We start from the raw sequence: 17,300 nt of genomic DNA, 5'->3' as shown, positions 1-17,300 counted from the left end.
GGTGCATGCGCGGCGCGCGGACTGCGCGGGCTTTCCCGAGTACGCCGGGCATTACCGGCTCGAATCCGTGCTCGGCTCCGGCGGCATGGGCGTCGTCCACCTGGCCACCTCCAGCTCGGGGCTGAAACTCGCCGTCAAGGTGGTGCACGCGCAGCACGCGGTGGACCCGGAGTTCCGGGCGCGGTTCCGGCAGGAGGTCGCGGCCGCGCGGCGGGTGAGCGGGGCCTTCACCGCGCCGGTGGTGGACGCCGACCCCGATGCCGAACGGCCTTGGATGGCAACGCTGTTCATCGACGCGCCGACGCTCTCCGAGCGGGTACGCGAACGAGTGCTGGACCCCGCCGAGCTGACGCGGCTCGCCGCCGGGCTGGCGGAGGCGCTGCGGGACATCCACCGGGCCGGGGTGGTGCACCGGGACCTCAAGCCCAGCAACGTACTGATGGCCCCGGACGGAGTGCGGGTCATCGACTTCGGCATCTCGCGGCCCGCCGACAGCGACCTGCGGACCGAGACGGGCAAGCTGATCGGGACGCCGCCGTTCATGGCGCCGGAGCAGTTCCAACGGCCGCGCGAGGTCGGCACGGCCGCCGACTTGTTCGCGCTGGGGGCGGTACTGGTGCACGCGGCGACCGGGCGCGGTCCGTTCGACTCGGACAGCCACTATCTCGTCGCCTATCAGGTGGTGCACGGCGAGCCTGATCTGACGGGGTTGCCGGGGCCGCTCGTCCCGCTGGTCGCCCGCTGCCTGGCGAAGGACCCGGCCGAGCGGCCGACCGCCGACGCGCTGATCGCGCGGATGCGGGAGCTGGCCTACCCGACGGGCGAGGACACCCAGACGTTCACCCCGCAGCCGTGCCGGGCCGCCGGGGTCGTCGGGGCGGGGGGCCTCGGGGCGCGGGGCGCCGGGGCGGGGGGCGCCGGGGCGGGGGGTGCGGACGTCGACACGCACCGGCGGGAGAGCCTCGACCCTCCCCCGGCCGCCGATGGGTCCGTACCCGGGGGCGCGGGCGCGGGCCGCCCGACACGCCGCCGGGTCCGGTCGGCGTGGGCGGTGGGGCTGGTGGTGCTGCTCGCGGGCGGCGCCGTCGGCGGCTACCTCGGTTCCGCGACGGGGGAGGAATCCCCCGCTTCACCGGCCGCCAAGAAGGCACAGGCCGGTCCGGCGAAGGGCTTCGCGCCCTGGTCGGTGGTCCTGGGCGGGTCCGGCGGAGGGAAGCGGATCGGGGCGTGCTCGTGGGGGGCCGTCGCGCTGTACTGCGCGGGGCAGGGGCTGGCGGCGGCCCGGCTGGATCCCGCGAACGGCTCGCTCGGTTGGACGGTCCCCGAGCAGGCGGTACCCGGGCCGGGATCCGCCCGGGCGCCCCTTTACGCGGGCGGCCTCGTACTCACCGCCGGGGCGGACGGCGACGTACTGCAGGCGCTGGACCCGGCGACCGGCGCGCGGCGCTGGCAGCGGAACCTGCCCGGCGGGGCCCAGGTGGTCGCGGAGACCGGGCACGTCCTGACCGCCGGTTCGGACGGGAACGTGACCCTGCTGGACGCGGCGACCGGCGCACCGAAGTGGAGCCGGCGGATCGGCGGGACCGGCTCGGTGTGGTGGACCGGCGCCGACGCGTCGGGCCGGTCCGCGCTGTACGTGGCGACGCGCGAACCCGACGGCTCGCGGACCCAGGTGGCGGCGGTGGACCCGGGCGACGGGGCGGTGCGCTGGCAGCTCCGTACGGCGGGGCTCCTCCAGCCGGTCGCCACCGTGCAGGGCGGCGCGTACCTGTTGGCCAACGACGCGCAGGGCAAGACGGACGCCGTCGTCCGCGTGGACCTGGCCACGCGCTCGGTGCGGCGGGTCACCCTGGCCGTCCCCCTGTACGAGGCGCAGGCGACGGCGGGCCCCGACGGCGTCGTGTACCTCGTGGGTTCCGCGGGCGGGCTGACCGCGGTGGGCCCGGAGCGGGAGCGGTGGCGGCTGGAGACGGGATTGGCGGTCGCGTCCCGGCCGGCGGTCGCCGGCGAGCGGGTCTACCTGAGCGCGCCGGACGGGCGCCTGCTCGCGGTGGGGGCCTCGGACGGGCGGCTGGTGGGGCAGACCCGGCCGCGGATGGGCGCCAGCCCCGGCGCCTTCGCCGCGTCGCTGCCCGCGCCCGTCGTCGCGGACGGCGCGGTGTACGCGTCCGCGCCCGACGGGTCGGTGTTCGCCGTGGACGCGGCGAACCCCGCCGGGTGGTGAGGACGACCGGCGGGGTTCGGGTGTGGAGCGGGGACGGGGCGGGGGCTCAGCCCAGGCGGGACACGTCGCGGACCGCGCCCTTGTCGGCGCTCGTGGCCATCGCGGCGTAGGCGCGCAGCGCGGCCGAGACCTTGCGCTCGCGGTCCTTGGGGGCGTAGACGCCGCCCAAAGCCTCGCGGCGGGCCGCCAGTTCCTCGTCGGAGACGAGCAGCTCGATCGAACGGTTGGGGATGTCGATGCGGATTCGGTCGCCGTCCTCGACCAGGGCGATGGTGCCGCCCGAGGCCGCCTCCGGGGAGGCGTGGCCGATGGACAGGCCCGAGGTGCCGCCCGAGAAGCGGCCGTCGGTCACCAGCGCGCAGACCTTGCCGAGGCCACGGCCCTTGAGGAAGGAGGTCGGGTAGAGCATCTCCTGCATGCCGGGGCCGCCGCGCGGGCCCTCGTAGCGGATGACGACGACGTCGCCCGCCTTGATCTCCTTGCGCAGGATCTTGTCGACGGCCTCGTCCTGCGATTCGCAGACCACGGCCGGGCCTTCGAAGGTCCAGATCGACTCGTCGACGCCGGCCGTCTTGACCACGCAGCCGTCCTCCGCGAGGTTGCCGCGCAGGACGGCCAGTCCGCCGTCCTTGGAGTAGGCGTGCTGGACGGAGCGGATGCAGCCGCCCTCGGCGTCCAGGTCGAGGGTCTCCCACCGCTCGGACTGGGAGAAGGCGGTCGCGGAGCGCTTGCAGCCAGGGGCCGCGTGCCACAGCTCCATGGCCTCGTCGGAAGCCGTGCCGGAGCGGGCGTCCCACTTGGCGAGCCAGTCTTCGAGGTTCTCGGAGTGGACGGTGGTGACGTCCTTGTTGAGGAGGCCGCCGCGGTGCAGTTCGCCGAGAATGGCGGGGATGCCGCCGGCGCGGTGGATGTCCTCCATGTAGTACGTGCCGCCGGGCGCCACGTTCGGCGCGACCTTGGACAGGCACGGGACGCGGCGGGAGACGGCGTCGATGTCCTTGAGGTCGTAGGCCAGGCCCGCTTCCTGCGCCGCGGCGAGGAGGTGGAGGATCGTGTTCGTGGAGCCGCCCATGGCGATGTCGAGGGCCATGGCGTTCTCGAAGGCCTCGCGGGTGGCGATGTTGCGCGGCAGGACCGACGCGTCGTCCTGCTCGTAGTAGCGCTTGGTGATCTCCACGATCGTCCGGCCGGCGTCCTCGTACAGGGCGCGGCGGGCGGTGTGCGTCGCGAGGACCGAACCGTTGCCGGGGAGGGCGAGACCGATGGCCTCGGCGAGGCAGTTCATCGAGTTGGCGGTGAACATGCCCGAACAGGAACCGCAGGTCGGGCAGGCGTTCTCCTCGATGCGGAGCACGTCCTCGTCGGAGACGTTCTCGTTGGAGGCGTCGACCATGGCGTCGATCAGGTCGAGCTTGCGGACGGTGCCGTCGACGAGCGTGGCCTGGCCGGCCTCCATCGGGCCGCCGGAGACGAAGACGACCGGGATGTTCAGGCGCATGGCGGCCATCAGCATGCCGGGGGTGATCTTGTCGCAGTTGGAGATGCAGATCAGGGCGTCGGCGCAGTGGGCCTCGACCATGTACTCGACGCTGTCCGCGATGAGGTCGCGGGACGGCAGGGAGTACAGCATGCCGGCGTGGCCCATGGCGATGCCGTCGTCGACCGCGATGGTGTTGAACTCGCGCGGGATCGCGCCGGCGGCCAGGATGGCGTCGGAGACGATGCGGCCGACCGGGGCCAGGTGGGTGTGGCCGGGGACGAACTCGGTGAAGGAGTTGGCCACCGCGATGATCGGCTTCCCGATGTCCGCGCTCGCTACGCCCGAGGCGCGCATCAGCGCGCGTGCGCCTGCCATGTTGCGGCCGTGGGTGACGGTGCGGGACCTCAGCTCGGGCATCGGGTTCACTCCCCATGAGTACGGCGGCGCTCGCACGCCTCCGCGACTGTGGATATGGCTCGGTTACGAGGCTACGCCCCTCGCCCGGGATACGGACAAGGCGTCCGGATGCCGGGACGCGCGGCTCACTCCTCGGTCAGGTAACGCTGCAGCGTGGGGGCTACGAGGGCGACGATGGACTCCGGTTCGGCGGAGGCGAGGGGCTCGACCTGGACGACGTAGCGCAGGACCGCGATGCCGACCATGTGGGAGGCGGCGAGTTCCGCGCGAAGGGTGGGGTCGGGCACGTTGAGCTCGGCCGCGACCCGCTCCAGGACCCGGCGCAGGATCAGCGTGCGCAGCACCTTCGCCGCCGCTTCGTGGGTGAGCGCCGAGCGGATGACGGCGAGCAGCGGCACCCGGGTGACGGGGTTCTCCCACACGCCCAGGAAGTAGCGGGCGAGGCGTTCGCCGATGCCTTCGGGGCCGCCGCCGAGGATCTGCGGGACGACGAGGGCGGGCTCCAGGCTCAGCTCGATCGCGGCGGCGAAGAGGTCGTCCTTGCTCCCGAAGTAGTGGTGCACCAGCGCCGGGTCCACGCCGGCGGCCTTCGCGACGCCGCGTACGGAGGTCTTGTCATAGCCGCGCGCCGCGAACTCGGCGCGGGCCGCGACGCGGATGCGCTCCTGGGTGCCGGGCCCCTCGTCGGCCTCGTCCTGGCGGGGGCGGCCGGGGCCGCGGCGGCGGCGCGGTGCGGGCTCGGTCATGGGCGGCGGGCCGGCTTGGGCACGTCGGGGACGGCCGCGAGGTGGGCCCGGGTGAAGGCGAGGGCCTCGGCGAGGTCCGCCTCGCGCTCGGCGGACGACATGGCGCGGCGGGTGTTGACCTCGATCACCACGTGCCCGTCGAAGGACGTACGGGCCAGGCCGGCCAGCAGTTCGGCGCAGGGCTGGGTGCCGCGGCCGGGGACGAGGTGCTCGTCCTTGGCGGAGCCGTTGCCGTCGGCGAGGTGGATGTGGGCGAGGCGGTCGCCCATCCGGTCGACCATGGCGGCGGCGTCGGTGCGGGCGGTCGCGGTGTGCGAGAGGTCGACGGTGAAGTGGCGGTAGTCGTCCTTGGTGACGTCCCACTCGGGCGCGTACGCGAGCATCTCGCGGTCGCGGTAGCGCCAGGGGTACATGTTCTCGACGGCGAAGCGGACGTCGGTCTCGTCGGCCATGCGCCAGATGCCGCTGACGAAGTCGCGGGCGTACTGGCGCTGCCAGCGGAACGGGGGGTGCACGACGACGGTGCTCGCGCCGAGCCGCTCGGCGGCGGCGCGGGCGCGGCGGAGCTTGGTCCAGGGGTCGGTGGACCACACGCGCTGCGTGATGAGCAGGCAGGGGGCGTGTATGGCGAGCACCGGGACGCCGTGCCGGTCGGAGAGGCGGCGCAGCGCGTCGACGTCCTGACTGACCGGATCTGTCCAGACCATCACCTCGACGCCGTCGTAGCCGAGGCGCGCGGCGATCTCGAAGGCGGTCGCCGTGGACTCCGGATAGACGGAGGCAGTGGAGAGGGCGACCTTGGGAGTCGGGGTCCGGGGTGGTTTTGCCACGGGGACAGGTTACCGATGCCACTGCCCAGGCCGGGCGGGGTGGGGGGCCGCGGGGCGGAGCGGGGGTACGGGGCCCGGCCGGACCAGCGCCCCGGGCACGGGGCCGCGCCCGGACGCGAACCGGCCCCCAGGGCGGGGTACGAAGGCCACCGGCCGGGCGGCGCGGGCCGCCTGCGGCGGGGGTGGCATGCCGCGGGGCCCGGCCTGACCCGGCGCCCCGGGCACGGGACCGCGCCCGGACGCGAACCGGCCCCCGGGGGACCACCCCCACGACCGGACCGGATCGGGCGGGAGTGGCGGGCTCGGGCACCCGGCCCCGACCGGGCGCCCCGGGCACGGGGCCGCGCCCGGACCCCCGGGGGCCGCCCCCGACCGGGCCGGGCCGGGGCTCGGCCCGCCCACCCACCCCGATGACCGAGCCGGGGAGGGACAGACAGTCGCGGCAGGGGCAGGGTAGGGGCCCGGACCGGAGGGACCGGGTCGGGGGCGAGCCCGGACGCGAACCGACCCTCGGGGCCCCCGCGACCGATGCGGCCGGAGCTACGGGCCGGGCCAGGTCGGCCGGACACGAGGAAGCCGGCTCCGCCGGGCCTTCGGCTCACACGCCGACCGGAGTCGTCGCCTGGGTCGAGCCGTGCGGTAACCCGCGGACACGCTCCCGCCGGGCCCATCCAGGAAACCCCTGCTCGAAGACCGGCGGCGCCGGAAGCGGCCCGGGCGGGCGGGGCGGATGCGACCCCGAAGGCCCCCGCTCCGGCACCCGGCCGAAGGCACGAGCACCTCCGCTCCGCGGGTGGCGGGCTCCGGCCTGCGGCGGACCCGCCCACGGCCCGGGCGCTCGGGCGCCGGCTGGGGCCGTGGCGGGGCGGCCCCGGCCGGGCGTCCCAGCCCCGCGGCTGGGATCTCGGGTCGCCGGGCCCGGGCCGGCGGGGCGGGTCACCCGGGGGTCGGGTGGCCGGATCGTCCTTGTGCCCGCCGCCGGAACCTTACGTAGGGAGGTGGTCCAGGCGGCGGAGGATGACGCCCTCGCGGAGGGCCCAGGGGCAGATTTCGAGTTCGTCCACGCCGAAGAGGTCCATCGCGCCCTCCGCCACCAGCGCCCCCGCCAGCAGTTGGTGCGCCCGCCCCTCGGAGACGCCCGGGAGGGCGGCGCGCTCGGCGGTCGTCATCGCCGCCAGTCGCGGAACCCACTCCTCCAACGCCTTGCGCGTCAGGAACCGCTGTACGTACAGCCCCTCCGCCGAACGGGCCGCGCCCGCGATCCGGGCCAGTTGCTTGAAGGTCTTCGACGTCGCGACCACGTGGTTCGGTGTCCCGAAGCGGCTGAACTCCCCGACGGTCCGGGCGATCCGCGCCCGCGCGTGGCGGCGCAGCGCCTTCACGTCGGCAGGCGCCGGCGGGTCGCCCGGCAGCCACGCGGAGGTGAGGCGGCCCGCGCCCAGCGGCAGGGACACCGCCGCGTCGGGTTCCTCGTCGATGCCGTAGGCGATCTCCAGCGAGCCCCCGCCGATGTCCAGGACCAGCAGCTTGCCCGCCGACCAGCCGAACCACCGCCGTACCGCGAGGAAGGTCAGGCGTGCCTCGTCCTCGCCGCTGAGGATGGGGAGGTCGACACCGGTCTCGGCCTTGACCCGGGCCAGCACCTCGTCCGCGTTCGTCGCCTCCCGCACCGCGCTCGTCGCGAACGGCAGCACGTCCTCGCAGCCCTTGTCCTCGGCGGCCACGACCGCGTCGCCGATCACCGACACCAGCCGTTCTATGCCCTCCGGCGTGACCGAGCCGCGCTCGTCCAGCAGCTCCGCGAGCCGAAGCTCCACCTTGTGGGAGTGCGCCGACAACGGACGCGCGCCGGGATGCGCGTCCACCACCAGCAGATGAACCGTGTTCGAACCCACGTCAAGGACACCGAGTCTCATAACCGGAAACGCTACTGGGCTCGTCGCGTATGGGTGAGGTAAGGGGCGCTTAGGCTTGGGTTTGTGCCAAATACGAAGAAGGCCAACATGTCCAAGACCCCCAAGAAGCCGAAGGTCGTGGCCGACGAGAAGGGGATCGACTTCCCCCGGGCCTGGGTGGAGTTCCCGGACCCCGCCGACGACGAGCAGGTCTTCCGCTGCGACCTGACCTGGCTGACCTCCCGCTGGACGTGCATCTTCGGCAGCGGCTGCCAGGGCATCCAGACCGGCCGGGCCTCCGACGGCTGCTGCACGCTCGGCGCGCACTTCTCCGACGAGGACGACGAGAAGCGTGTCGCCGGACACGTGGCCCGGCTGACGCCCGAGCTGTGGCAGTTCCACGACGTCGGCAGCGAGTCGGGCTGGACGCAGCTGGACGACGACGGGGAGAAGCAGACGCGCCGCTGGGACGGCGCCTGCATCTTCCTGAACCGGCCCGGCTTCCCGGCCGGCGCGGGCTGCTCGCTGCACATCCTCGCGCTCAAGAGCGGCCAGGAGCCACTGGAGACGAAGCCCGATGTGTGCTGGCAGCTGCCGATCCGGCGTACGTACGACTGGATCGAGCGGCCCGACGACACCCGGGTGCTCCAGGTGTCGATCGGCGAGTACGACCGGCGCGGCTGGGGTCCGGGCGGCCACGACCTGCACTGGTGGTGCACCTCCGCCACCTCCGCGCACGGCGCCGGCGAGCCGGTGTACGTGTCGTACCGGCCCGAGCTCACGGAGCTGATGGGCGAGGCGGCGTACGCGGAGCTGGTGAAGCTGTGCGAGGCGCGGCTGGCGTCGCTGCTGCCGATGGCGCCGCACCCGGCGGACCCGCCCGCGGCGCGGTAGCGGCCCCGGCGCGCGCTACGGCGCCGAACCCGAGGGGTCGGGGGCCGGGTCCGGGGAAACCGTTCCTGCGGGTGCCGTCGGAGTCGGCGTGGGGCTCGGCGGCGTCGGGGTCGGCGTCGGGTCCGGGGTGGACGGCGGCGTGGGAGTGGGCGTGGGGCTCGGCGGCGTCGGGGTCGGCGTCGGGTCCGGGGTGGGCGGCGGGGGCGTCGGCGCCGGGCGGCCGCGGCCCCGTACGGAGACCACCGCGCCGTCGGGGTCGATCCCGACGCGGGCCGTCCAGGGGCCGACCGGCTGGGCCTCGGTGTCGACGGTGATCCACAGGGTGACCGATTCTCCCGGTGCCAGGGTGCCCGCGCTCCGGCTCGCCCGGAGCCACGGCGCGTCCGACCACAGCCGCCAGTCCACCGGGGCGCCGCCGGAGGCGGTGAGGGTGAGCAGGGTGGCGCCGCCGCGGGTCGCGGCGGTCACGCCGATGTGGCCCGGGGTGCCCGGACCCCCCTGCTCCGGGGTGCCGGACGCGCCGGGGCTGATCACCTCGACGGAGACGTCCGGGACGTCGGGGCCCCGCGCGAAGCCGGGCTCACCGGTGGTGTGGGCGGTGTTGCCCGCGTTCTCGTAGGCGGCGAGGGGGTGGCCGTCGACGTGCCCGGGCGGGAGGTCCGCTTCGCCGGCGAAGATCCGGGCGGCGCTGCCCCCGACGGGTTCGCCGGTGTCGGGGGCGCCCCGGTACGCGGCCCACAGCGCGAGGACGGGCGCGGCGACGACGGTGGCGACGACGGTGGTGGTGACCGCCCGCGCCCGGAGCCGGTCGCGGCGGGCCGCGCGGTCCTTGGGGTCCATCGGGAAGCCGGTGCGGTCGAAGCGCGGGCCCGGGCCGCCCCGGCGGCGCCGGCCGGAGCGAAGCATCGCGGCGTGGACGGCGGTGCGGGGGGCGGCGACCAGGGGAAGGCCCGGGGTGTGGACCCCGCCGGAGCCGGGCCAGGGGGACGCGGCGCCCACCCGTTCGGCGACCCGGCGGCAGCGCGGGCAGTCGTCGACGTGGCGCACCAGCTCGGCGCGCAGGGTGGTGGACAGCAATACCTGGCCGTCGCCGGTGAGCCGGGACACGGCCGGACAGTTGCCGGTCTCGACGACGGCGAGGGCGGCGCGGGTGCGCTCCACCTCGCAGGCGGCGCCGGTGAGCAGTTCCCGGGCGGTGGCGGCCTGGGTGCCGAGGACGGCGGCCAGTTCGGATACGGCGAGACGGTGGCGGACGGCGAGTTCGAGTGCCTCGCGCTGCTCGGGGGTGGTTCCGGCCGCTTCCGGCCACGCGAGGCGGGCGAGTTCGGTACGGCGGTAGGCGTTCACGTCCAATGCCTCGGGCGCACGCTCTTCGTCCGTGTGCTCCGGCGTGCGCCGGGCGGAATGCGCCCCCTGGCGCGTGCGCCGCTGTTCGCCCAGCCGGGTCAGGCAGCCCCAGCGGGCCAGGGCGTACAGCCAGGCGCGCCGGTCCCCTTCGTCGGGGCACCGGCCGGGGTACCGCTCGGCGACGGCGAGGACGTCACCGAGCACGTCGGTGGCGGTGTCGTGGTCACACAGCACCGACAGGCAGTAGGTGAACAGTCCGTCGAGGTAGGGCTCGTGCCGGAAGGGGGGCGGCTGCTCGCCCGCGAGGGCCGGCTCGGGTCCTCGGGAGGGCGTGCGCCCCTGCGCCCGGTGTGCGCCGGTGCGCGCCGGGGATTGTGGTTGGTTGCTGCTGTTCACTCGGCGACCGTAGGCGGCGCGCCGCCGGCGGTCCGGAAGCCTTCAGCGGTTTTAGCCCTTACGGGTGAACAGATCGGGTTCGCGCTGACAGCGCCCCTGACGCGGCGACCGACCGGCGGTGTCGGTGGCGGCGACTACGGTGTGCGCATGGCTGCCCGTACATCTCGTTCATCCGCCAAGGACCGGCCGTCCTACCGCTGCTCCGAGTGCGGCTGGACGACCGCGAAATGGCTCGGTCGGTGCCCGGAGTGCCAGGCGTGGGGCACCATCGAGGAGACGGGCGCGCCCGCCGTGCGGACCACCGCGGCCGGCCGGGTCTCGTCCCCCGCCGTCCCGATCGCCCAGGTCGACGGCCGTACGGCGACCGCCCGCAGCACCGGCGTCGACGAGTTGGACCGGGTCCTGGGCGGCGGGCTCGTGCCGGGGGCCGTCGTGCTGCTGGCCGGCGAGCCGGGCGTCGGGAAGTCGACGCTGCTGCTGGACGTCGCGGCGAAGGCGGCCAGTGACGACCACCGCACCCTGTACGTGACGGGTGAGGAGTCCGCGAGCCAGGTGCGCCTGCGGGCCGACCGGATCAACGCGCTCAACGACCACCTCTACCTCGCCGCGGAGACCGATCTGTCCGCCGTCCTCGGACACCTGGACGCGGTCAAGCCGTCGCTGCTGGTCCTGGACTCCGTACAGACCGTCGCCTCCCCCGAGATCGACGGCGCGCCCGGCGGCATGGCGCAGGTCCGCGAGGTGGCCGGGGCGCTGATCCGGGCCTCCAAGGAGCGCGGGATGTCGACCCTGCTCGTCGGTCACGTCACGAAGGACGGCGCGATCGCCGGCCCCCGACTGCTGGAGCACCTGGTGGACGTGGTGCTGAGCTTCGAGGGCGACCGGCACGCACGGCTGCGCCTGGTGCGCGGTGTGAAGAACCGTTACGGGGCCACCGACGAGGTCGGCTGCTTCGAGTTGCACGACGAGGGCATCACCGGGCTCGCCGATCCGAGCGGGCTGTTCCTGACGCGCCGCGCGGAGGCGGTGCCGGGGACCTGTCTGACGGTGACGCTGGAGGGCAAGCGCCCGCTGGTCGCCGAGGTGCAGGCGCTGACGGTGGACTCGCAGATCCCCTCGCCGCGCCGGACCACCTCGGGCCTGGAGACCTCGCGCGTCTCGATGATGCTGGCGGTGTTGGAGCAGCGCGGCCGGATCACGGCTCTGGGCAAGCGGGACATCTACAGCGCCACGGTGGGCGGGGTGAAGCTCACCGAGCCGGCCGCGGACCTGGCGATCGCGCTGGCGCTGGCCTCGGCGGCGAGCGACGTCCCGCTCCCGAAGAACCTCGTCGCGATCGGGGAGGTCGGCCTCGCGGGCGAGGTGCGGCGGGTGACCGGCGTCCAGCGGCGCCTCGCGGAAGCCCACCGGCTCGGGTTCACCCACGCGCTGGTCCCGGGCGATCCGGGGAAGGTGCCGGCCGGCATGAAGGTGATCGAGGTCGCGGACATGGGCGACGCGCTACGGGTCCTGCCGCGCGGCCGGTCCCGCACGCCGGTCCGGGAGCGGGCGGCCGAGTAGCTCGGCCCGGGCGGCCGAGCAGCGCGGTCCGCGGGCTCCCGCCGGGACACCCGCCGGAAGCCCTCCGCGTCGATACCGGACAAGGCACGGCGGAGGCACAGACCGCGCCGGTAGACTTTGTGCTGGTCCGCCCGGCCGTACGCAGGCGGCGCAACCCGCGACCGGAGGAGTGCAGTGGCAGCCAAGGACGGTGCAGCAGCATCCGGGAAGTCGGGCGCGAGCTCCAGGCAGGAAGCCATGATGCGTGCCTCGCTGAGCGCGGTCGCACCTGGTCAGCCCCTGCGTGACGGCCTCGAACGGATCGTCCGCGGCAACACCGGCGGCCTCATCGTCCTCGGGATGGACAAGTCGGTCGAGGCGATGTGCACCGGAGGCTTCGTGCTGGACGTGGAGTTCACCGCGACCCGGCTGCGCGAGCTGTGCAAGCTCGACGGCGCCCTCATCCTCGACAAGGACCTCACCAAGATCCTGCGGGCGGGCGTGCAGCTGGTCCCCGACGCGTCGATCCCGACCGAGGAGACCGGCACCCGCCACCGCACCGCGGACCGGGTCTCGAAGCAGTGCGGTTTCCCCGTCGTGTCCGTCTCCCAGTCGATGCGGCTGATCGCGCTCTACGTCGACGGGGAGCGCCGGGTCCTGGAGGAGTCCGGGGCGATCCTGTCCCGGGCGAACCAGGCGCTGGCCACGCTGGAGCGGTACAAGCTGCGGCTGGACGAGGTCGCGGGGACGCTGTCGGCGCTGGAGATCGAGGACCTGGTCACGGTGCGCGACGTGACGGCGGTCGCGCAGCGGCTGGAAATGGTTCGCCGTATTGCCACGGAAATCGCCGAATACGTGGTGGAACTCGGCACCGACGGACGGCTCCTGTCGCTCCAGTTGGACGAGCTGACGGTCGGGATCGAGCAGGAACGGGAGTTGGTGATCCGGGACTACGTCCCGGAACCGACGGCGAAGCGTTCCCGCACGGTGGAGGAGGCGCTGCCGGCGCTGGACGCGCTGACGCACCCGGAGCTGTTGGAGCTGGGGATCGTCGCGCGGGCCCTCGGGTACACCGGATCGCCGGAGACCCTGGACTCGGCGGTGTCGCCGCGCGGGTACCGGCTGCTGGCGAAGGTGCCGCGGCTGCCGGGGGCGATCATCGAGCGGCTGGTCGAGCACTTCGGGGGCTTGCAGAAGCTGCTGGCCGCGAGCGTGGACGACCTCCAGACCGTGGACGGCGTGGGCGAGGCCCGCGCGCGCAGCGTCCGCGAGGGCCTGTCCCGCCTGGCGGAGTCCTCGATCCTCGAACGCTACGTGTAGGCACTCGAACCGCTCGTGTGGGCGTGGGAGGCGGCTGCGGCGCCGCCTCCCGCCGGCTCAGTCCTGCTTGAGGACGAACGAGGTGCGGGCGACCGGCATGCCCGGGGCCTTGACCTCGACCACATAGGTGTCCGGGGTCGCCGAACCCGCCGGGGGCGTCTGACACTGGTCGGGGGCGCTCGGCTTGCGGTCCCACTCCAGCGACTGCTTCGCCTCACCCTGCGCCGGCAGCCGGTAGAAGACGTTCCCCGCGCCCGTCGGGCAGTCCGCGCCCGACCAGACCGGCTTGTTGCCGCTCGCCTGAGTGATCGTCACGACGGCCTGTTTCGGGCCGAGTCCGACCTTGCAGGCGGTACCCGACACGTTGCGGACGATCAGTTCGAGCCGGGGCTTCTCGTTCGCCTCGTACTCGTTCTTCACGCTCTTGACCTCCCACTGCACCACGCTCGGCGCGCACGCGGGCAGCGCGGCGTCCGCGGGGACCGGTGCCCCGGCGCCCGATCCGCCGGCGCCGTCGCCCGAACCGCCGCCGCCGGTCTCGCCGTTCTTGCCCGCGCCGGCGCCGGCGCCCGTACCGGAACCCGTTCCGGCGCCTCCACCGGAACCGGAACCCTGGTCACGGCCGCCCGGCGCCTGGCTGATCGCCGGGCCGGAGCCCGAGGGGCCGGGGGTGATCGAGGTGACGGGACGCGGGCCGCCCTTGCCCTCGCCGTTCGTACCCGGCTTGCCCCCACCGGAACTGACGGTCCATACGGCGAGGAGCGCGAGGAGCGCGGCGACGGACGCCAGCACAGCCCTCCGTCGCCAGTAAATGGAGGAGGGAAGCGGCCCGACCGGATTGCGCAGTGATCCCACGAACGGAACTTTACGAGAACGGGGACCGCGATCAGCGCCCCACATGCCGCGCAACCGGCTTGTTTTGCCGATGATCATCCTGCCGGCCCCATCCGGCCGCAAAGATCAGGCCATATGAGCGGCCGGCCCACGGCGGGTGACGCCTACGGTGGGTGATCGCGGGCCCGCCACGCCCGGCCGGGTACGGCCTTCGGCTCCGGGAACCGCCGGTCCACCGTGCCGGGCCCGGCGCGAAGGGGGCGAAACGTGCCAGGATGCGTGTGCCATGACTGCATCCACCTCCCCCTCCCCCGACGTCTCCCACGCGCTGCACTCCCCCGTGATCGCGTGGTTCGACGAACACGCCCGCGACCTGCCCTGGCGCCGCCCCGAGGCCGGCCCCTGGGGGGTCATGGTCAGCGAGTTCATGCTCCAGCAGACCCCGGTCAGCCGGGTCCTGCCGGTGTACGAGCAGTGGCTCGCCCGGTGGCCCCGCCCCGCCGACCTCGCCGCCGACGCCCCCGGCGAGGCCGTACGGGCCTGGGGCCGGCTCGGCTACCCGCGCCGGGCCCTGCGCCTGCACGGCGCCGCCGTCGCGATAACGGAGCGGCACGGGGGCGACGTACCGCGGGACCACACGCAACTGCTCGCGCTGCCCGGGATCGGCGAGTACACGGCGGCGGCGGTGGCCTCCTTCGCGTACGGACAGCGCCACGCGGTGCTGGACACCAACGTCCGCCGGGTCCTCGCCCGCACCACGACCGGCGTCGAGTACCCGCCGAACGCCACCACGGCCGCCGAACGACACCTGGCCCGCGCCCTGCTGCCCGCCGACGAGGCGACCGCCGCGCGCTGGGCGGCGGCCTCGATGGAGCTCGGCGCGCTGGTGTGCACGGCCAAGTCCCCGGACTGCGCCCGCTGTCCGGTGGCCGGGCAGTGCGCGTGGCTGCTCGCCGGGAAGCCGCCGCACGACGGGCCGCCGCGGCGGGGGCAGACGTACGCCGGAACGGACCGCCAGGTGCGCGGCAGGCTCCTCGCGGTGCTCCGGGAGGCGGTGGGCCCGGTTCCGCAGTCCGTGCTCGACACCGTGTGGGACGAACCGGTGCAGCGGGCGCGGGCGCTGGACGGGTTGGTCTCCGACGGGCTGGTGGAGCCGCTCGCGCAGGGCATGTACCGGCTGCCGCGCACCTGACGCCCGAGCGGGTCACGGAGCCGCGCGAAGTTGACTCCGCGACTCCGCTTAGGCGGCGGAAACCGCAGCTCAAAGGCGTTGTTACACAACCTACGGGTGTCCGTGCGCCCACCGAAGGGTGACCCGCACAATGCCGTGACAACGCCTCCGTACCTTCGAACCGTAGCGAGCGGATGCACGGTTGGACGGAACGGAGGCGGTCTGAGATGGCGCACGGCGAGGTACTCGAATTCGAGGAGTACGTACGCACCCGGCAGGACGCGCTGCTGCGCAGCGCCCGGCGCCTCGTCCCGGACCCCACCGACGCCCAGGACCTCCTCCAGACCGCGCTGGTGCGTACGTACGGCCGCTGGGACGGCATCGCCGACAAGGCGCTGGCCGACGCCTACCTGCGCCGCGTCATGATCAACACCCGTACCGAGTGGTGGCGGGCCCGCAAGCTCGACGAGGTCCCCACCGAGCAGCTCCCGGACGCCTCCGTCGAGGACGGCTCCGACCAGCGTGCCGACCGCGCCCTGCTGATGGACATCCTCAAAGTCCTGGCACCCAAGCAGCGCAGCGTCGTGGTGCTGCGACACTGGGAGCAGATGAGCACCGAGGAGACGGCGGCGGCGCTCGGCATGTCGACGGGAACCGTGAAGAGCACCCTGCACCGCGCACTGGCCCGCCTCCGGCAGGAGCTGGAGAGCCGGGACCTCGACATGCGCGCGCTGGAGCGCGGCGACCACACGGCGCGGTACGAGGGGCGGGAGCGGTGCGCGGCCTGAACGGCCAGGGCAAGGAAGCCGGCGGCAGAAGGCCGCTGGCGCTGATGTCGGCGGGGACGGTCGTCCTCGTCGGCACCGGGCTGCTCGCGGCCGGTTGCGCCACGGGCGGCACGGGACTGCGCGACGGCGGCCCGGCCCGCACCGAGACCGTGGCCCGCACCGGCGGACCGGTCGGCTCGGCCGCGTCCCCGCACGCCGAGGCCTCCGCGGCGGCCTCGGGCCGGCCGGCCGCGAAGGTGGACCCGGTCGCGCTGCTGAAGGCGGACCCCAAGGTCAGCCCAGAGGTCAAGCGGGACCTCAAGCCCTGCACGGGCAAGGAGTACCCCGTCGACGTCAGTTACGGGAAGGTCACCGGCGGCGCGGTCGTCGACATCGTGGTGAACGTGCTGTCGTGCGCCGACGCGTTGGGGCGCGGCTCGTACGTGTACCGCGCCGAGGGAGCGACGTACGAGAATGTGTTCGCGGACGAGCAGCCGCCCGTCTACGCGGAGATCGACCGGGGCGACCTCGTGGTCACCAAGCCGGTGTACGGGAAGAGCGACGCGCTGTCCTACCCGTCCGGCGAGGACGTGATCACGTACCGGTGGACCGGGGACAAGTTCTCCGAGCAGGACCGGGTCCACACGGACTACAGCAACGTCGACGGCGGTACCCAGCCCGCCCCGGCCGTTACACCCAAGAACTGAAGCGAGGCTCCGCATGGCCGAGACCCATGTGCTGTTCGTGGAGGACGACGACGTCATCCGCGAGGCCACGACGCTGGCGCTGGAACGCGACGGTTTCGTGGTCACCGCCGTGCCCGACGGCCTCGCCGGGCTGGAGTCCTTCCGGGCGAAGCGCCCCGACATCGCGCTGCTCGACGTGATGGTGCCCGGCATGGACGGCGTGAGCCTGTGCCGCCGCATCCGCGACGAGTCCACCGTCCCGGTGATCATGCTGTCCGCGCGCGCCGACTCGATCGACGTCGTCCTGGGCCTGGAGGCGGGGGCCGACGACTACGTCACCAAGCCGTTCGACGGCTCCGTCCTCGTCGCCCGCATCCGCGCCGTGCTGCGCCGCTTCGGGCACGCCAACGGGGTGAACGGCGGTGGTCCCGGGTCCGAGGAGGACTCCGGCGAGCGCGGCGTCCTGGCCTTCGGCGACCTGGAAGTCGACACCGAGGGCATGGAGGTGCGCAAGGGGGGCGCCCCCGTGGCCCTGACCCCCACCGAGATGCGATTGCTGCTGGAGTTCTCCTCCGCGCCCGGCACCGTCCTCTCGCGCGACCGGCTGTTGGAGCGGGTCTGGGACTACGACTGGGGCGGCGACACCCGCGTCGTGGACGTCCACGTCCAACGCCTGCGCACCAAGATCGGGCAGGACCGGATCGAGACGGTCCGCGGCTTCGGATACAAGCTCAAGGCATGAGACGGTCGACGC

Annotated in this window: 14 protein-coding genes; 8 read left to right on the top strand and 6 right to left on the bottom strand. The window is 74.2% G+C overall.

All coding sequences use genetic code 11. The annotated features are described in order from the left end of the window. Position 1 precedes the first annotated feature (1 nt). Positions 2–2,224: a protein kinase domain-containing protein gene (locus ACV7NM_RS18300; protein WP_463411271.1), complete on the top strand. Its 2,223-nt coding sequence runs from the start codon at positions 2–4 to the stop codon at positions 2,222–2,224. A gap of 46 nt (positions 2,225–2,270) precedes the next feature. Here ACV7NM_RS18300 and ilvD read toward each other — a convergent pair whose 3' ends face one another. From ilvD to ACV7NM_RS18280, 4 genes are all read right to left on the bottom strand, one after another. Then, positions 2,271–4,121 (bottom strand): dihydroxy-acid dehydratase, encoded by a 1,851-nt coding sequence (gene ilvD, locus ACV7NM_RS18295; protein WP_463411270.1) that lies wholly within the window; start codon positions 4,119–4,121, stop codon positions 2,271–2,273. A 125-nt stretch (positions 4,122–4,246) separates the two neighbouring features. After that, positions 4,247–4,867, bottom strand: coding sequence for a TetR/AcrR family transcriptional regulator (locus tag ACV7NM_RS18290; protein ID WP_463411269.1), 621 nt, complete (start codon positions 4,865–4,867; stop codon positions 4,247–4,249). Continuing rightward, positions 4,864–5,697, bottom strand: coding sequence for a sugar phosphate isomerase/epimerase family protein (locus tag ACV7NM_RS18285; protein ID WP_463411268.1), 834 nt, complete (start codon positions 5,695–5,697; stop codon positions 4,864–4,866). The genes ACV7NM_RS18290 and ACV7NM_RS18285 overlap by 4 nt, the downstream gene beginning before the upstream one ends. 986 nt (positions 5,698–6,683) lie before the next feature. Beyond that, a complete protein-coding gene (locus tag ACV7NM_RS18280; protein WP_463411267.1) occupies positions 6,684–7,613 on the bottom strand; it encodes a Ppx/GppA family phosphatase in 930 nt (309 codons plus the stop codon). Between the two features lie 63 nt (positions 7,614–7,676). On the opposite strand from ACV7NM_RS18280, the gene ACV7NM_RS18275 reads away from it, so the two are divergent. Further along, the gene (locus tag ACV7NM_RS18275) at positions 7,677–8,486 is read left to right on the top strand and encodes a hypothetical protein (RefSeq protein ID WP_463411266.1); all 810 of its coding nucleotides are present in this window, start codon (positions 7,677–7,679) and stop codon (positions 8,484–8,486) included. A 15-nt stretch (positions 8,487–8,501) separates the two neighbouring features. Here ACV7NM_RS18275 and ACV7NM_RS18270 read toward each other — a convergent pair whose 3' ends face one another. Continuing rightward, complete coding sequence (locus ACV7NM_RS18270; RefSeq protein ID WP_463411265.1) at positions 8,502–10,229, bottom strand: BACON domain-containing protein; 1,728 nt, start codon at positions 10,227–10,229, stop codon at positions 8,502–8,504. A gap of 147 nt (positions 10,230–10,376) precedes the next feature. Here ACV7NM_RS18270 and radA point away from each other — a divergent pair, with 147 nt between their 5' ends. Both radA and disA read left to right on the top strand, forming a co-directional pair. Further along, positions 10,377–11,789: a DNA repair protein RadA gene (gene radA, locus ACV7NM_RS18265; RefSeq protein ID WP_463411264.1), complete on the top strand. Its 1,413-nt coding sequence runs from the start codon at positions 10,377–10,379 to the stop codon at positions 11,787–11,789. A 174-nt stretch (positions 11,790–11,963) separates the two neighbouring features. Then, positions 11,964–13,088, top strand: coding sequence for a DNA integrity scanning diadenylate cyclase DisA (gene disA / locus ACV7NM_RS18260; protein ID WP_329196133.1), 1,125 nt, complete (start codon positions 11,964–11,966; stop codon positions 13,086–13,088). Between the two features lie 57 nt (positions 13,089–13,145). Here the strand turns inward: disA and ACV7NM_RS18255 are convergent, their stop codons facing one another. Beyond that, positions 13,146–13,880, bottom strand: a complete 735-nt coding sequence (locus tag ACV7NM_RS18255) for a hypothetical protein (RefSeq protein WP_463411263.1) — start codon at positions 13,878–13,880, stop codon at positions 13,146–13,148. Positions 13,881–14,208: 328 nt separating this feature from the next. Between ACV7NM_RS18255 and ACV7NM_RS18250 the strand changes: the two genes are divergently transcribed. From ACV7NM_RS18250 to cseB, 4 genes are all read left to right on the top strand, one after another. Continuing rightward, a complete protein-coding gene (locus ACV7NM_RS18250) occupies positions 14,209–15,114 on the top strand; it encodes an HhH-GPD family protein (protein WP_463411262.1) in 906 nt (301 codons plus the stop codon). Between the two features lie 206 nt (positions 15,115–15,320). Next, positions 15,321–15,881: a SigE family RNA polymerase sigma factor gene (locus tag ACV7NM_RS18245; RefSeq protein WP_136217549.1), complete on the top strand. Its 561-nt coding sequence runs from the start codon at positions 15,321–15,323 to the stop codon at positions 15,879–15,881. Positions 15,882–15,925: 44 nt separating this feature from the next. Then, on the top strand, positions 15,926–16,567 hold the full coding sequence (locus ACV7NM_RS18240; RefSeq protein ID WP_463413972.1) for a hypothetical protein: 642 nt from the start codon (positions 15,926–15,928) through the stop codon (positions 16,565–16,567). Positions 16,568–16,580: 13 nt separating this feature from the next. After that, the gene (cseB, locus tag ACV7NM_RS18235) at positions 16,581–17,288 is read left to right on the top strand and encodes a two-component system response regulator CseB (protein WP_463411261.1); all 708 of its coding nucleotides are present in this window, start codon (positions 16,581–16,583) and stop codon (positions 17,286–17,288) included. The last annotated feature ends 12 nt before the right edge of the window (positions 17,289–17,300 follow it).

Source organism: Streptomyces sp. Tek67B01 (assembly GCF_055231995.1).
This window is presented reverse-complemented; position numbering and strand designations above follow the sequence as displayed.